14 protein-coding genes are annotated in these 15628 nt (G+C 55.7%); 8 read left to right on the plus strand and 6 right to left on the minus strand.

Translation table 11 applies throughout. The features are described 5' to 3' along the window. The first annotated feature begins 221 nt into the window (after nt 1–221). The 4 genes from BLR20_RS11840 (at nt 222) to BLR20_RS11860 (ending at nt 4806) form a co-directional block, all read left to right on the plus strand. Nucleotides 222–1538, plus strand: a complete 1317-nt coding sequence (locus tag BLR20_RS11840; RefSeq protein WP_054993484.1) for an MFS transporter — start codon at nt 222–224, stop codon at nt 1536–1538. Nucleotides 1539–2024: 486 nt separating this feature from the next. Next, entirely contained in the window at nt 2025–2294 is a 270-nt protein-coding gene (locus BLR20_RS11845; protein WP_074594727.1) for a helix-turn-helix domain-containing protein, read from the plus strand. A 181-nt stretch (nt 2295–2475) separates the two neighbouring features. Continuing rightward, nucleotides 2476–3174: a hypothetical protein gene (locus BLR20_RS11850; RefSeq protein WP_054993485.1), complete on the plus strand. Its 699-nt coding sequence runs from the start codon at nt 2476–2478 to the stop codon at nt 3172–3174. A gap of 762 nt (nt 3175–3936) precedes the next feature. Further along, nucleotides 3937–4806, plus strand: coding sequence for a hypothetical protein (locus BLR20_RS11860; protein WP_054993486.1), 870 nt, complete (start codon nt 3937–3939; stop codon nt 4804–4806). Between the two features lie 4 nt (nt 4807–4810). Here the strand turns inward: BLR20_RS11860 and BLR20_RS11865 are convergent, their stop codons facing one another. The 5 genes from BLR20_RS11865 to BLR20_RS11885 all read right to left on the minus strand — a co-directional run bounded on the left by BLR20_RS11865 (nt 4811) and on the right by BLR20_RS11885 (nt 10417). Further along, on the minus strand, nt 4811–5887 hold the full coding sequence (locus tag BLR20_RS11865) for a diguanylate cyclase (RefSeq protein ID WP_054993487.1): 1077 nt from the start codon (nt 5885–5887) through the stop codon (nt 4811–4813). Between the two features lie 297 nt (nt 5888–6184). Continuing rightward, complete coding sequence (locus BLR20_RS11870; RefSeq protein ID WP_032614733.1) at nt 6185–7387, minus strand: MFS transporter; 1203 nt, start codon at nt 7385–7387, stop codon at nt 6185–6187. Between the two features lie 204 nt (nt 7388–7591). Next, the gene (locus BLR20_RS11875; protein WP_010436041.1) at nt 7592–8179 is read right to left on the minus strand and encodes a DcrB/PsbP domain-containing protein; all 588 of its coding nucleotides are present in this window, start codon (nt 8177–8179) and stop codon (nt 7592–7594) included. Nucleotides 8180–8313: 134 nt separating this feature from the next. Next, nucleotides 8314–9126, minus strand: a complete 813-nt coding sequence (locus BLR20_RS11880) for an MlaA family lipoprotein (RefSeq protein ID WP_010436039.1) — start codon at nt 9124–9126, stop codon at nt 8314–8316. Continuing rightward, nucleotides 9119–10417 (minus strand): serine protein kinase PrkA, encoded by a 1299-nt coding sequence (locus tag BLR20_RS11885; protein WP_010436036.1) that lies wholly within the window; start codon nt 10415–10417, stop codon nt 9119–9121. The genes BLR20_RS11880 and BLR20_RS11885 overlap by 8 nt, the downstream gene beginning before the upstream one ends. A gap of 1179 nt (nt 10418–11596) precedes the next feature. On the opposite strand from BLR20_RS11885, the gene BLR20_RS11895 reads away from it, so the two are divergent. From BLR20_RS11895 to BLR20_RS11905, 3 genes are all read left to right on the plus strand, one after another. Next, nucleotides 11597–12451 (plus strand): glycine betaine ABC transporter substrate-binding protein, encoded by an 855-nt coding sequence (locus BLR20_RS11895; protein ID WP_003412711.1) that lies wholly within the window; start codon nt 11597–11599, stop codon nt 12449–12451. 233 nt (nt 12452–12684) lie between these two features. After that, nucleotides 12685–12996: a DUF485 domain-containing protein gene (locus BLR20_RS11900; protein ID WP_003314526.1), complete on the plus strand. Its 312-nt coding sequence runs from the start codon at nt 12685–12687 to the stop codon at nt 12994–12996. Further along, on the plus strand, nt 12993–14651 hold the full coding sequence (locus BLR20_RS11905; RefSeq protein ID WP_054993488.1) for a cation acetate symporter: 1659 nt from the start codon (nt 12993–12995) through the stop codon (nt 14649–14651). Before BLR20_RS11900 ends, BLR20_RS11905 begins: the two co-directional genes overlap by 4 nt. 118 nt (nt 14652–14769) lie before the next feature. Here BLR20_RS11905 and BLR20_RS11910 read toward each other — a convergent pair whose 3' ends face one another. Continuing rightward, complete coding sequence (locus BLR20_RS11910; RefSeq protein ID WP_002552554.1) at nt 14770–14928, minus strand: DUF3309 family protein; 159 nt, start codon at nt 14926–14928, stop codon at nt 14770–14772. Nucleotides 14929–15243: 315 nt separating this feature from the next. Between BLR20_RS11910 and BLR20_RS11915 the strand changes: the two genes are divergently transcribed. Next, nucleotides 15244–15621 carry a DUF2784 domain-containing protein gene (locus tag BLR20_RS11915; protein WP_054993489.1) on the plus strand — a complete coding sequence of 126 codons (378 nt, stop codon included), beginning with the start codon at nt 15244–15246 and terminating at the stop codon, nt 15619–15621. The last annotated feature ends 7 nt before the right edge of the window (nt 15622–15628 follow it).

Consider the following 15628-nt stretch of genomic DNA (forward strand, 5'->3'; position numbering starts at 1 on the left):
ATCGTTCCGCACGCTCCAGCGTGGGAATGCAGTTCTCGACGCTCTGCGTCGCAAGAGGACGCAGAGCGTCCAGAAAGGCATGCGACGCGGAGCGTCTCACGATAGTTGAGATGATCGTTCCCGCTGCAGGCTTCAGCTCCGTATCAGTGCGCCTGCAAGCTTTGCTATTCTTCGCGCCCTGTGAGCGACAGGCGCTCTTTCAGCCATGTTTCGGATGCCTCATGACGGCCATCGTACGTTCCCCCTCCCAGCCCTTCAGCAAATCCGATTACAAGACCCTGAGCCTTGCGGCGCTGGGTGGGGCGCTGGAAATCTACGACTTCATCATTTTCGTATTCTTCGCGCTGACCCTCAGCCAGCTGTTCTTTCCTCCGGACATGCCTGAATGGATGCGTCTGCTGCAAAGCTTCGGGATTTTCGTGACCGGCTATCTGGCGCGCCCGCTGGGTGGGATACTCATGGCGCACTTCGCCGACCGGCTGGGGCGCAAGCGCGTGTTCAGCCTGAGCATTCTGATGATGGCCCTGCCTTGTCTGCTGATCGGCGTCATGCCCACCTACGCACAGATCGGTTACTGGGCGCCGCTGGTCCTGCTGGCGCTACGCATCCTGCAAGGAGCCGCCGTGGGCGGCGAAGTGCCGAGCGCCTGGGTATTCGTGGCAGAACACGCGCCCAAGGGGCACCGCGGCTATGCACTGGGCGTGCTGCAAGCCGGCCTTACGTTCGGATACCTGCTGGGTGCGCTGACCGCGACATGGCTGGCGCGGGTCTTCAGCCCTGGCGAAATCCTCGACTGGGCGTGGCGTATTCCTTTCCTGCTCGGTGGCGTATTCGGTGTGGTAGGGGTGTGGTTGCGCCGCTGGTTGAGCGAGACCCCGGTGTTCATTGCCATGCATGCCCAGCGTGAACATCTTCCGGCGCTGCCACTTGGGCAGGTCTTGCGCGATCACCGCCAATCCTTGCTGCCTGCTGCACTGCTGACGTTTGTGCTGACCTCCGCGGTGGTGGTACTGGTGGTGATTACCCCCACCGTCATGCAGCAGCGCTTCGGCATCAGCGCCAGCGACACCTTTGCCCTGAGCGCCATCGGCATCGTTTTTCTCAATATAGGCTGCGTGCCGGCAGGCATGCTGGTCGACCGCATCGGTGCCTGGCGCGGCATCATGTTCTACAGCCTGCTGATGCCGATGGGCATCGGCGTGCTTTACACCAGCCTCATCGCGCAATGGATACCGCTGGGCATCGCTTATGCCATTGCCGGGCTGGCGTGCGGGATTGTCGGGGTGGTGCCGTCGGTGATGGTCGGACTGTTCCCCGCGAACATCCGTGTGTCAGGCATCTCGTTCACTTACAACATCGCCTACGCCTTCTGGGCCAGCACCACGCCATTGATGCTGATTGCCCTGATGCCCTGGAATATCTGGGTGTGCGTGCTGTATAGCCTGATCATGGGCGCCACGGGCCTCATTACTGCTGCGGTATTCGGCCTGCACCGGGGCGTGATAGTGGATGACCTGGCAAACGGTAAAGCCGGATAACACCGTGCCGGTTGGCGCGGCGCACGGTGGTTGCGGAGAAATCACGACGCTGGCTGCTCACCTCTGCTGTGGGGTGAGTAGCAACTCAAAGATGGATAAAAAGTTCCTGCTGGTAGACACGCTTAATTGTAACAAGTGATTGTAATTCCGTTTCCTCAAGTCTATCTTGCGCCTGTCTATAGTGTTTGCGTTATTTATCTAATGTGCCCTCAGCCCGTGCCTGCGCAAACTGTTTCGTCAGGAGGAACATGCATAGCTTTGATAAATAGATAGGCGTAAGTATTCTGCATTTCGTGTAGGATTTTTCCTTAGTATTTAATTGCTAGAGATTTTTCTTACAGATTTCAGCTTTGTTGGAGGCTTTGAGGGAGGCGTCTCGCATTTGCGCAAAACAAGACTCAATAAAATGATTTCTGTGCCGATTTACTGTTTGGGTCATGGAAGACGAATGTAAGAAACATCCTACAAATTTGTCTGTTAGGCAAAATGATGGCAAGGGGAAGTATCATGTGGGTGACAATGAGAGAGCAAGAGGTTCTTGGCCTGTTGTTGCAGGGATGTACGAACAAGGAAATCGCCAGGCAGCTCAGTATCAGTGACTATACTGTGCGCGATCATGTCTCTTCGCTGCTCAGAAAGAACCAGGTAAAGACGCGTGTCGAACTCATGGCCAGGTGCGTATCTCAATTGCTTCCCGGAAAAAATACCCGACCCCCTACATCTGTCGGATTGCGTCGCGAGCCAGCACATACATAATGTGTCTTGTCGCATTCTGCAACTTGTTAATGTAATCAGCGCTGCTGACGTATAGCAGTGCCATTCATAATACCGTGCTGCTCTGTGAGTGCCGTCAGGCACTGCTTTCTGGCTGTTTGCAGAAAGGAATATCCAAAACCTGCTCGCACGACGAACTGTAAACAATAAAAAGGAGCCACTCATGACTGTTTGTTTTGTTCGGGGCGAGTCAGGGGCCGACACATCGTTGCGGCTGGATCTGCAGCGGCCCGGTTTTAATATGACAACAGACTTCCATCACCTGGCAATCCGACAGTCTGCGCTTTCGGTGACGCAACTTGCCGAGCAGCAGGCAAAACTGTCCGGCCCCGCTGGCCTGTTTGCCAAGCTCTGCCGGCAGCTTCGTTCGCATGGGCGCCAGTCACCCTTGCTCGAAGACGTTGCCCGGCTTGAGGGCCGCAAGCGTCAGTGGCTGGCCGAGCGCGCAGTACAATTTGTGCTGAGCCTGCACGGCCGTCGGCCAGAAGTCGAGAACCCGTTCAAAGGCCGGGTGCGCGAAGACCTGTGCTGCATCGTTTTCGACGATTCATCGCCGCACACGCTGGTCGAACGTTATGCCGCCAGTGAAGCGCTGCGGGCTCAGGACAGTGAGTACTTCGTCAAACTCATTGCCACTACACGCAACACCGTCGAACGGCGAATCGTGTTCCACGGTCTGCTCGAACACTTCGACCGTCTGTTGCCCATCGAGAAGAGCATCTATCCACTGAACTATCGCACTGTTCAGCAAGCTCATCTCGATCATGAGGAGGCCCTCTATGGTGCCCTGATAATGCAGCAGCCCATCGGCACATTACTTGAGATGCATACGCCTGAGTGGTTGTTGAATAACCTGTCTTAATTTGAACTTTCCATTGACCGGGAATGTGTGGGGTAGGTGGTGGCAAGGCGTATCAATCCGGTGTCAGAAGTAATTTGCATTTAGTAGATATATATACCTGTCGGCTGATGGGGTTCTTGCAAGTGGCTTGAGTTTCTCTGACAAAAAACTTTCAAGCTCAGTGCGCGTTAGCGCGTTCGGTGAATGATAAAAACTAGCGGTTCGTGCGGACGTTTCAAGTCTGCAGCTTTCGCGCGGCCAATACATTTGATTTATAAAAAATTGGAATAAAAATTATGAAAAAACTAGCACCGTTGGCTTTGTTGTTAGTGTCAGCTGCCTGCCAGGCGACCGATTATTCGGTTACGACTACGAGAACGCCGACGTCTATCAATGGACCCGGTCACAGTGCGTTTTCCCGACACCAGTTGAGATTGGCTGATTACCCCCGCAGCGCGGCTAATAACTCTCGGTTGAGAAAGATTTCCTGGACCGCTACGTCTTTTCCGGAGAGTACGGGCGAGCAGACAAAAATATGTTTTAGGCGCGAAGGGGTACACGAGTCGAGCTGTATTCAGATTGATCCGGGTATGCCAGGTGATACTGATAAATTTAATAACCTGGGGTTCAGCTATGCATCAGATGTTTTGATAAAACACCAAGCCGTACATGGGCCATGGCAAAGCAACCTGCCGGGCCGGAAACAGTCACCTTTCATCTAACGTATTGATTGTCAATCCCTGGCGATAACCGTCAGGGATCTTGCAGGCAGGAGCCCACGTCATGCGAGTCATAAGTTCCGGAGCAGATGCACTGATAATCGCGCAACAACTTGATGAAAAAAGGGCGGCGAAAAACATGCCCTCAATTGCCAATCCGGCCCTTCGGTCAACCTCTCCAGACTCTGCGGTGACCATCAGCGGCCAGGCCCTCCTGAAACACAGGGTTTTTGGGTTTGCGGACTCTGTTCGTTCTGCGCCCATGCTCGGGAAAGCCGAATGTGGAATGTCCATGCCCGAGGCGTTTTTTTTAACTCGGGACGATCGAAGGTTGCTGAGTGATGTTTACGAGTGGGCGAGTGATCAAGGCGCTGATCTGGTCTATGTAGATGAACTGGCGTTTCAGTTGGCTTCTTATAGGGAGAGTAATAATGGGGGAATAATGAGTCCTCATAACCAGGGCAAGGTATATGACATGGAAGGCCATAAGGTTTTCTACAGTTTTACCGAGCCGCACGCGGCCATTGCCAAGCGTATTACCGAAAGTGATGGGTTAAAAACAACGCGACTGGACCAGGGGTTTGTTCGCTTCATCACTGACAAGGACTACGGGTCTATAGGTCACAATAATTTCGAGTTCATGGAAAAAGTCATCAACAGGTTTGCAACGGCGGGGGAAAGCGCTGAGCAGCTGGGTACAGATTTCGCTACTTATAAAAGCCAGAAGAGTGACTATATAAGAACGCTGTCCAAGGAAAAATACACTCCCGGCGAAGGAGACACTCAAGAAAAGGCCTCCGCAAGGAAATCCGCTAAACCCAAGGACATAACCCTGGAAAGCCTGCGTGCCGACAGGCGCGAGACGTTCCTGAAAGCGATGGGGGTCAAGAGTCTCTCGTCCCTGTTCGACATGCTGTTCAAGAGCAAGCGTTGATGGATCAGGCCTGTGCGCCAAGCGACTGGAGCTCTAGCGCCGCATCCTGAGGGCTGGCGACGCGGTTGCGGCCGGTGCTTTTGGCCAGATACAGCGCCTTGTCTGCCTCATGCAGCCACGAAGAGGCATCCGGCATTTCAGGGGAGTAGGCGGCAATGCCGATACTGAGGCTGACTTTCAGATCGCGTTGCAGGGTATAGGTCATTTCATCTATCGCCAGGCGCAGGCGTTCAAGGATTTCCTTTGCCTGAAACAAGCCGGTATTGGGCAGAATGACGCAGAACTCATCGCCGCCACAACGCCCGATCAGGTCTGAATCGCGCAGGTTTTCTATCAGTGCTTGGCTGATACTCTGCAGCACCGTGTCGCCCATCAGGTGGCCGTAAGTGTCATTGATGACCTTGAAGTGGTCGATATCGATCAGCGCAATGACGCACTCCTGATAGGCGTTCTGACTGCTTGCGTACTCCAGATCAAGCAGGTCCTTCCATGCGCCGTGATTGAGCAGACCGGTGAGGCTGTCGGTACGGCTCACCTTGCGCAGGATGTTGCGGTGCTCCCACAGCTTGAGTGTGACCTGATGGCTCAGCCAGCCAATGAAAATAGGGTAGGTCACCAATACCGGAAGGCAGGCGTAGATCTGCGCCATGTTGCCATGCAGATTGACCACAGGGTCGAGCGCGGCCAGCGAAATCAGTACGCCCAATGCCTGCATGCACAGGCCTTGCAGCATCAGGCGTGGACCGGCCGCTGCCATGTTATGCATGGCCATCATGGCGAGGACCGTGACCCCGGGAACTGCGCTGAAACCCATCGCGCCAACCCAGAAACCGCCCATCATCGAATCGAAAAGCAGATTTCGCCATTCAGCCTGGTAGGGCTCGCGCGACGTTTTTGCCAGCTGGTAGGCAAGGTGCGGCCATACCAGGCTGTAGAGCAGTGCCAACAACCACGCCCAGTGTGCTGTATTCACGTAATACAAAGAAACAGCGACCGTCACAAAGCCAACGCTTACACCGAAGCATCTCGGGGCGTAGATCCGCTTGGCGAATGCCATCCCTCTGCGGTGATAGGTGCTCATAGATTCTTACCGGACATGACTTTCGAATCGGCCAGAAATCGACACCGCTTGACCGAAAGGCTGGAGTTTGAGCGTTCACTAGTGGCAAGGGAAGAGTATTTTGCCGAGGGGTGTCAAATAACTACATATTGATGAAAGGTCACTGTTTAAAAGTCAATTAAATGACAGAAACAGTGATGAAACCTGTTCAAAAATATGACGAAACATACAATCTAATACACCGTGAATAACCGGGACAGGGTGTCTGGTGTTTGCAGACACACTGCCCGGCGAGTTCAATAAGGCGACGTCACTCCGTTACAGCGCTGCCCTGTTTTTCTGCATGCTGGTCATCCATGCAACGGCAATGGACAGCAACGCGACAACAGCCGCGACATACCCTACGGCACCCAGGCCCAAATGCTCGATGGTAAGGCCTCCTATGATCGATCCCAGACCGATGCCGGCATTGGCGGCCGAGACATTCAAGGTTCCTGCCAGTGCCTGGGCCTGGGGCGCTGCTTTCATCACCCTGATCTGGCAGATCGGAAACAATGCGGTATGAGCAATGCCCCAGATCACCAGAACCATGGCCAGCAACGGCATGGAGCCTGCGGCCGGTACGCTTGCGGTCATGCCTAGTGCGAGCAGCAGCGCAAATGCCATGGTCGAGCCGAGCGGGCTGCGGTCCACATAACGTCCACCCAGGGCATTACCGATCAGGCCGACCGCGCCGAAGCCCATCAACCACCAACCCACTTGAGCCGGTTCGATGCCCGCGATGCGTTCCAGCGTGTCAGCCAAGTAGGTATAAGCACCGAACATGGCTGTGAACAGCAGGATGGACAGCAGCAGGTTGGCGAGGAAAAACGGATCCCGGAGAATTTTGGCCTGCTCGGCGAGGCCGACCTTTGCGGTAGGTTCGATACGCGGCATCGACAGCGCCAGCAACAGCGCCATCAACGCAGACAGCAGCGTCAGAGCCCAGAAGGCCCCGCGCCAGCCCACGGCATCGGCAAATACCGTACCCAGCGGGATACCGAACAGCATGGCCGCCGAGATGCCGAGGTAGACCTGCGCAACGGCTTTGCCTGCGCGCTTTGGTCCGGCCAGCAGGCTTGCCGTTTCACTGGCGGTGCCCCAGAACACCGGCAAGGCCAGTGCCGGAATGAACCGCGCCAGCGCCAGCACCCAGATATTGCTCGATACCGCTGCCAGTGCGTTGGAGGCGGCGAAGATCAGCAAAATGACGATGAACGTGCGCTTGCGGTCCAGGTGCGAGAGCATCGCCGTCAGCGGTGGGCCAAAAAGCATCACCGTAAAGGCGAATAGCGTCACCAGCAAACCGGCAGTAGAGATGGAAATTCCCAGATCGCGGGCCATTGAAGGCAACAGACCGATGATGAGAAATTCAGTGGTGACGATCACGAAGCCGGCCAGGGCCAGAATCGCGATGGACAAGCCGGCGCCGGTCGAGCTTTCGCTGCGGGCGCCGGAGGCAGTGGTTTCCAGAGAAGGCATTGTGCAGACCCATTAAAAATAAGTCCGCCAGCTTATTGCAGAAAAGAGCTTCTATCTTTGCCAAGTTTTCTCTTTATTGTGGACTGGAATTCACTAATAAGGAGGGTGTGAGTCTTCTGCCCAAGGTTCAGGCTTTGGTCAATCGATTGTCCGGCGTGTCGCAGGCGGATTGAGTCGCATCGCACCGGCTGGCCGCTCCGCAGATCATTGGCCGATGACAGTCTTGACCAGCGCGGCGTGCTCTTTCGGATTCTTTGCATTGGAGACCACGTTAAGCACGGCTGCGCGGGTACCCGATGCAGCGACGATCGACGTGCTCAGCACCTGAGCGTCGCTCATGGTCGCCGAGGTGTCCAGTTGGCGCACACCAAGACCGTTCTTCTTGACGATCTTCTTGTCACCCAGCTTTTTGAAATCCTTGTAGCCGGTACTCTGTTGGGCAAGGATGCCGGTGACCAGCCCATCAAGTACCGCGCCGTCATTGTCGTTGGCCTGCACGCCCATTGGCATCGGCGTTTCGGTAACGATCAACACACGCTTTTCAGCTGCATTGGTGTAGAGCGATCCTGTGACACCCTGAGCCTTGGCTTTTGCGTCAATCTCGGGCATTTCGCCCTTTACGTAGCCCGCAGGAATGGTGAAGGCCAGTTTGCCGCCCAGCAGCGAAGCGTTTTGCACCGCAGCGGCGGGCGCAGCGGCCTGCGGCTTGGTGGCAGCCTGAACGCTGACCATGCTCTGACATGCTGCCAGTGCGACACACACAGCCATTGCCTTGAAACCGAAAGAGCGCATGGAAATTCCTTTTTGTCTGTTAATGACGGAGGCGTTTGCGCCTCAGCCATGTGATTGACCAGGCAGGTAAAAGTGCCCATAAAAAAACGACCAGCCCGATCACTCCGGCTGGCCGTCGTTTTGCTGCGTTACGCTTATTCGGCGATCTGCAGTTTGCGCGACTCGGTGTAGACGTAGCGCACTTTTTCATACTCGAACGGCGAGTTGAGCTGGCCGTAACGGAAGCTGGTGACGTAACGGCGGTCAATGGCGCGCAATACGGTTATTTCCGGATGGTCGTTGCTGACTTCAGCCACGTTCAGGAAGTTGATCTGGTTTTCAGCCGTGTAGTCGAACAGCATGCCGCCGGTGTCACGCAGGTTCGATGGGCCGAACAATGGCAACACCAGATAAGGCCCGGACGGCACGCCGTAGAAACCCAGTGTCTGGCCGAAGTCTTCGCTCTGGCGCGGCAGGCCCATCATGGTCGCCGGGTCCCACAGACCGGCGATGCCGATGGTGGTGTTGAGCAGCAGACGGCCAGTGGTGTCCAGCGAGCGCTCGCCCTTGAACTGCAGCAGGCTGTTCAGCAGGTTGGAGACGTCACCCAGGTTGCTGAAAAAGTTGCTCACGCCGCTGCGCACGAAGCCAGGGGTGATGTAGCGGTAGCCGTCCACGACCGGCAGGAATACCCACTCATCGAAACGGTAGTTGAAGTGGTAGACCCGGCGGTTCCAGGATTCCAGCGGATCATAGACTTCCAGTGCGTTGATGGAGGCGCGCTCGAACTCACGCTGATCCAGCCCCGGGTTGAATTGCAGCGACTTCAGCGGCTGAGTGAAACCGTCGGCATCGGTCTGACGGGCCACAGTGGCCGGGTGCTGAGCCTTGTTGCTGGTATCCGCGTCAGCGGCCTGGACTGTGCCGGCACAGAGCAGAGCGGCAAGAAGTAAAAGACGTTTAGCCACGGAAAAACTCCAGCATGGCGTCGGTGTTGACGCGGTAATTAAGGTTGCCGCAATGCCCGCCGTATGGATAAACGGTCAGGCGATCTCCAAAGGTCTTGCGCAGGAAGCCGAGGTCACCCGAGCCCAGGATCACGTCGTCAGCGTTGTGCATGACGGCAATCTTGGTGTTGCTGTGCAGGTAATCCTTGAGTGCGTAGAGGCTGACCTGGTCGACCAGTTGCAGCAGGCTACCGCCGTCGGTGCGTGCGCGCCACATCGGGATGACCTGTTCGGTCAGGTAGCAATCGAAGTCGCACTGCAGGGCACGCTTGAGGAACGGCGTCAGACTGGTGCCTTCGGTGATCGGGAATTTCGGTGGCGTGATCAGACCGCGACGGTTGATCAGGTCGGAGGTGAACGCGATGTCCGCCGACGAGAAGCGGAACGAGGTACCGATCAGCATCGCCATCTGTTCATTGGTCAGGTGCTGCTTGGACTGCTGGAAGTCGAACAGCAGTGCATCGTTGAGGTCGATGTAGCCCTTCTGGCGGAAGTAGCGGGTCAGCTTGGCCAGCACCAGTTCATAGAACGTGGTGGTGTTGTTGATGCCCTTGACGTTGGTTTGCACCAGTTTGTCCAGGTTGCTGATCGACGTGTAGAGATTGACCGGCGGGTTGAGCAGCAGCACTTTCTTGAAGTTGAAGCTGCGGCGGGTTTCATCCAGCTTGCTGACGAATGCAGCATTCAGTGCGCCGAGGCTGTAACCGGTCAGGTAATAGTCGGTTACCGGCAGTTGCGCCTGCTGGGCCCGAATGGCCTGCATGACGCGATAAATGTCTTCTGCGTCGTCGGTGGAAACGCCAGGAGTCGCAAAGCGCGAGGCCGAGCTCATGAAGTCATAGCTGGTGGGCGAAGACAGCTGCACGACGTGGTAGCCCGCGCCGTAATAGAGCTTTTTCAGGAACTCATTGATGGTGCTGTTATACGGCGCGCCGGTGCCGGCGATCAGGAAGATCAGCGGGGCAGCGTGGTCCTGCTTGGCCAGGCGATAGTGCAACTTCTTCACCGCCCAGAAGTTGTCGGGCAGGGTGAACTCGCGCTCGGGATGCAGGTTCAGGGTATAGACATCCTGATCGATATCTTCATCGTCAGGCAGGTCGGGGCGCAGAGCGGGCGGTGTGGTCGCAATGGTCGCTTCAAACGGATTAGTCAGCGGGTAGCCATAGGTGGCGGAGTCGACGTTGGTTGCCAGAGCGGACGCACTTAAACACAAGCCACCTATAACGGTGGCGAGGCGCAGAAAACGGAGCATGACTAAATCCCTTGGGAAAGAAGTGCTGATGAGATACGCAGGCTATGACCAAGGTGTAGTGCCAAAGTGCCCCATCCACCGGTGAACCCTGTAAATATGACGGAACAATACACGTTCTTTGGATTTTGCAATGCAGATATACGGTTTATTTTTGTATGACTAGCGTATTTGCTGCCCCGGAGCGACGTTTGCGCTGCTGGTGATGGTGAGCAGACCATGGCCTGGAAGCGAATTTTCCGGCTTGCGGAAAGCACAAAGGAGAGCCGTAGCTCTCCTCCAATGTGGTTCACGTGCTCTTTTTATTGTTATAGGGCGGCCTGTTATTGTTGTTGGCGACCAGTCCCTTTACAGCGTTGTTGTGCGACCCCATCCGGGGTCAAGAGCAAACGTATTTTTTTGAGCGCTGATTCGCTTTAATCACCTGTCTGCACAACGGGGTGATCCCACCGGTTCTGGAGCTACCTGACGGTAGTTTTATTGTTCTCGGTCCGGTCGCGAGGCCTTTCATTGAAAGGTCCCTGTAAAGCTGATCCACTCCAAAAAAATCTGTTAGCTGCGCCTCTGTCCGTTTTGTTCTTGTTGTGTCAGAGCCGTTACGTCTTGTTTTTATTGGTTTGCCGCATCATTTGTTGTTTTTGTTGTACCAGAGACATAGCAGGACCCGTGCCAGTTTTTAAAATACCTTTTGAATCAGTGGTTTATGGATTCTGATGATTATCGGGGGGTGATAGAGCCGGAAAAAATGTTTCCGTGTTACCCGTTCGCAGTGGTGATCGTAAAGCTGCGGTAACACATCGTGTTCCCTTCGTAGCATGGGCCAGAGTGGTGCGCTGCAGGTCTTCGCCGTCTATACGACGATGGTATGGAGAAGGCGGCTCCCCCTTGGGCATAAAGATGGACCCCCTGTCGTTGATTGCCTGATCACGGCGTTTTTCGCTGTGCGTTGTCGTGGATGGTTCGTTGTTGTCGTTTCCCATTGCCCCAGTGTCGCAGACAGAGCATGCCTGCCTGTCCGTCAGGTCGATGATCAGGGTGGCGTTGCGGTGCGTTTGATTGCGCGTGGCAGCGATAAAAACGTGCAAGGCGCCGCGTGCCCCAAGGTCGGGCGCGGGGGCGGTCTGGAGAACAACGTTAACCATGCCCCGACAACCGTCGGTGCAGACTTCCGGGGAAGCGACAATGATGATGCGAAAAATACTGGGGGCGGGTGCCGCTCTGGTACTTGCGGTCAGCTCCACGCTGGCGATTGCCGAAACCAAGACCCTGACCATTGGCTATGTGGAAGGCTGGTCCGACAGTGTCGCCACCACCTTCGTGGCCTCCGAAGTGATCAAGCAAAAGCTTGGTTATGACGTCAAGTTGCAGTCTGTCGCCGCGGGGATCATGTGGCAGGCGGTGGCAACCGACAAGCTGGACCTGATGCTGTCTGCGTGGCTTCCGGGCACACATGGCGAGTACTACGCCAAGTACAAGGATCAGGTCGTCAACTACGGCCCCAACTTCAAGGACGCCAAGATTGGCCTGATCGTGCCTGAATACGTGAAGGCCAAAACCATCGAAGACCTGAAGACCGATGCTTCCTTCAACAAGAAGATCACCGGGATCGATGCGGGCTCGGGCGTGATGCTCAAGACCGATCAGGCCATCAAGGACTACGGTCTGGACGGCTATAAGCTGCAGGCGAGCTCTGGCGCAGGCATGATCGCCGAGCTGACCCGCGCGGAGAAGGCGAAGAAATCCATCGTCGTCACCGGTTGGGTGCCGCACTGGATGTTCGCCAAGTGGAAACTGCGTTTCCTGGACGACCCGAAAGGTGTCTACGGTGAGGCTGAAACCGTCGACAACGTTGGCAGCCTGGGGCTGGAGAAAAAAGCCCCTGAAGTGGTGGCCTTCCTGAAAAAATTCCAGTGGGCTTCCAAGGATGAAATCGGTGAGGTGATGCTGGCAATTCAGGACGGTGCCAAACCTGAAGCTGCAGCGAAGGACTGGGTCGCCAAGCACCCGGACCGCGTTGCTGCATGGACTGCCAAATAGTCCCAGGTGTCTGAACAGCACTTCTCAAGGCCGTCTGGTGTTATCGCCAGACGGCCTTTTGTTTTTCTGCCCCGGAGTATTTTCCGTGCGGCCGACTGCCGGCGGGTCCAGGCCGTGCGAGAAGAGGTATCTACAGCTAATGTCGTTCTAATACTAAGGTCGTCTGGAGTGCGCGCCGGACCCGACTAAAGTGCGTTACGTGACATCTCATCTGTGCTGCGAGGACAAAAACAATGAACGACAGCATTTACCTCTCGATTCAAAACAGCCCCCGTTTCAAGGAGCTGGTCTCCAAAAGAGAGCGTTTCGCCTGGATTCTCTCGGCGATCATGCTTGGCCTGTATGCGGCCTTTATTCTTTTGATTGCTTACGGACCCCATATTCTGGGGGCCAAACTAAGTCCTACTTCAACCATTACCTGGGGAATGCCAATAGGCGTAGGGCTGATCCTTTCCGCGTTCATATTGACCGCCATCTATGTTCGCCGTGCCAACGGTGAATTCGATGACCTGAACAACGCGATCCTGAAGGAGGCTCAGCAATGATCCGGCGCCTATCAGCAGTACTTGGCCTGACCGCCTTCGCGCCGACCCTCTGGGCGGCAGACGCGTTGACTGGCGCAGTGCAGAAGCAACCCCTGAACGTCGCCGCGATTGTCATGTTCGTGGTCTTCGTAGCCTTCACGCTGTACATCACCTACTGGGCGTCGAAAAAGAACAAGACCGCGTCGGACTACTACTCGGCAGGCGGCAAGATCACCGGTTTCCAGAACGGTCTGGCGATTGCCGGTGACTACATGTCGGCAGCGTCCTTTCTGGGGATTTCCGCGCTGGTCTACACCTCCGGCTACGATGGCCTGATCTACTCGATCGGCTTCCTGGTGGGCTGGCCGATCATCCTGTTCCTGATCGCAGAACGCCTGCGCAACCTGGGTAAATACACCTTTGCCGACGTGGCCTCATACCGCCTCAAGCAAAAGGAAATTCGTACCCTGTCTGCCTGCGGCTCGCTGGTGGTGGTGGCGTTTTACCTGATTGCGCAGATGGTCGGTGCCGGCAAGCTGATCCAGTTGCTGTTCGGTCTGGACTACGCCGTTGCGGTGGTGCTGGTCGGTATCCTGATGTGCCTCTATGTGCTGTTCGGCGGCATGCTCGCCACCACCTGGGTGCAGATCATCAAGGCGGTGATGTTGCTGTCCGGTGCGTCGTTCATGGCACTGATGGTCATGAAGCACGTCAACTTCGACTTCAACATGCTGTTCTCCGAGGCGATCAAGGTTCATCCCAAAGGTGAAGCGATCATGAGCCCTGGCGGGCTGGTGAAAGACCCGATCTCGGCGTTCTCGCTGGGTCTGGCCCTGATGTTCGGTACTGCGGGCCTGCCCCACATCCTGATGCGCTTCTTCACCGTGAGCGATGCCAAGGAAGCCCGCAAGTCGGTGCTCTACGCAACCGGCTTTATCGGTTACTTCTACATCCTGACCTTCATCATCGGTTTTGGCGCGATCCTGTTGGTCAGCACCAATACGGCGTTCAAGGATGCAGCAGGCGCTCTGCTGGGCGGTAACAACATGGCGGCGATTCACCTGGCCGATGCGGTCGGTGGCAGTCTGTTCCTTGGCTTTATCTCGGCAGTAGCCTTCGCCACCATTCTGGCAGTGGTTGCCGGTCTGACCCTGGCGGGTGCTTCGGCGGTTTCCCACGACTTGTACGCCAGCGTCATCAAGGCAGGCAAAGCCAACGAGAAGGACGAGATCCGTATCTCGAAAATCACCACCATCGCCCTGGCGGTCGTGGCGATCTTTCTGGGTATTGCCTTTGAAAGCCAGAACATCGCGTTCATGGTGGGCCTGGCGTTCTCGGTCGCGGCAAGCTGCAACTTCCCGATTCTGCTGCTTTCCATGTACTGGAAAAACCTGACCACCCGTGGCGCCATGATTGGCGGCTGGATGGGCCTGATCAGCGCAGTGGTGCTGATGGTGCTGGGTCCGACCATCTGGGTGCAGATCCTGCATCATGAGAAAGCCATTTTCCCTTACGAATACCCGGCGCTGTTTTCCATCGCCATCGCCTTCGTAGGTATCTGGTTCTTCTCCATCACCGACAAGTCGAAAGCGGCGGAGGGCGAGCGTGCTCTGTTCTACCCGCAATTCGTGCGGTCGCAGACCGGCCTGGGTGCCAGCGGTGCAGTTTCGCACTAAGGCATGGTTGTTATGAACTAAGCAGCCTGCGGGCTGCTTTTTCATGGGCAATAAAAAACCCCGCTTGAAAAAGCGGGGTTTTTTACTGGCTACATGCTCTGCTGCGTTAAGCAGCAGGTCATATCTTGCCGAGCAACACCAGAATCAGCAGGATCACCAGGATCGTACCGATGATGCCCGACGGACCGTAGCCCCAGCTGCGCGAGTGCGGGAATACTGGCAGACCGCCAACTAGCAGCAGAATCAGAACGATGATAAGAATAGTGCCGATGCCCATGGTGAGTTCCCTCTTTCATTAGTGTCAATTAACAGATGCAGTTGAAACGTCACACCAGACGGTATGAAGTTGGCCTGCTTGACTCATCCGACTGTAGGCGTTGAAAAAAGGTTCGATCTATTTTAAATAATTTATTACAAATTTGAAAATCATTGAAAATCAGGGGTTTGTCGTATTTTTGTCCGACAATAACTCGGTCTTTTTTGAATTTTTACGTCTGAATCGATCTTAAAAACAATTGAACTAAAAGCCCTGAAAAGTCTCGCCGCTATTTGCACTTTCCACCTGATGCAGGGGCCACAAGAGGACGCGAGGATGGTTTATCGAATGGCGGCGGATGCCGTGGTCGTGTTTCATCTGTTGTTCATTGTGTTCGTCCTGTTCGGCGGACTGCTGGTATTGAGAAAGCCGTGGCTGGCGTTACTGCACGTTCCAGCGGCGGCCTGGGGGATTGCGGTCGAGTTTCTGCACCTGTATTGCCCGCTGACACCGCTGGAAAATACCCTGCGCAGCAACGCCGGGGGGCAGGGCTATACCGGGGGCTTCGTTGAGCATTATCTGATCCCGCTGATTTACCCGGCCGGGCTTACCCCTGGCCTACAGCTTTGGCTGGGCGGTATCGTCGTGCTGCTCAATGTGTCGGTGTATGGCCTGTTGCTGGTGCGTTATGTAGTCAGAGCCAGGCGTCCATAGGGCTGCG

This window comes from Pseudomonas congelans (assembly GCF_900103225.1).
Classification (GTDB): Bacteria; Pseudomonadota; Gammaproteobacteria; order Pseudomonadales; family Pseudomonadaceae; genus Aquipseudomonas; species Aquipseudomonas congelans.

Bases quoted from the DNA above. Each gene is read 5' to 3' on its own strand.
- BLR20_RS11840 (WP_054993484.1), top strand. From the start codon at position 222: ATGACGGCCATCGTACGTTCCCCCTCCCAGCCCTTCAGCAAATCCGAT.
- BLR20_RS11845 (WP_074594727.1), top strand. From the start codon at position 2,025: ATGATGGCAAGGGGAAGTATCATGTGGGTGACAATGAGAGAGCAAGAG.
- BLR20_RS11850 (WP_054993485.1), top strand. From the start codon at position 2,476: ATGACTGTTTGTTTTGTTCGGGGCGAGTCAGGGGCCGACACATCGTTG.
- BLR20_RS11860 (WP_054993486.1), top strand. From the start codon at position 3,937: ATGCGAGTCATAAGTTCCGGAGCAGATGCACTGATAATCGCGCAACAA.
- BLR20_RS11865 (WP_054993487.1), bottom strand. From the start codon at position 5,887: ATGAGCACCTATCACCGCAGAGGGATGGCATTCGCCAAGCGGATCTAC.
- BLR20_RS11870 (WP_032614733.1), bottom strand. From the start codon at position 7,387: ATGCCTTCTCTGGAAACCACTGCCTCCGGCGCCCGCAGCGAAAGCTCG.
- BLR20_RS11875 (WP_010436041.1), bottom strand. From the start codon at position 8,179: ATGCGCTCTTTCGGTTTCAAGGCAATGGCTGTGTGTGTCGCACTGGCA.
- BLR20_RS11885 (WP_010436036.1), bottom strand. From the start codon at position 10,417: ATGCTCCGTTTTCTGCGCCTCGCCACCGTTATAGGTGGCTTGTGTTTA.
- BLR20_RS11895 (WP_003412711.1), top strand. From the start codon at position 11,597: ATGATGATGCGAAAAATACTGGGGGCGGGTGCCGCTCTGGTACTTGCG.
- BLR20_RS11900 (WP_003314526.1), top strand. From the start codon at position 12,685: ATGAACGACAGCATTTACCTCTCGATTCAAAACAGCCCCCGTTTCAAG.
- BLR20_RS11905 (WP_054993488.1), top strand. From the start codon at position 12,993: ATGATCCGGCGCCTATCAGCAGTACTTGGCCTGACCGCCTTCGCGCCG.
- BLR20_RS11910 (WP_002552554.1), bottom strand. From the start codon at position 14,928: ATGGGCATCGGCACTATTCTTATCATCGTTCTGATTCTGCTGCTAGTT.
- BLR20_RS11915 (WP_054993489.1), top strand. From the start codon at position 15,244: ATGGTTTATCGAATGGCGGCGGATGCCGTGGTCGTGTTTCATCTGTTG.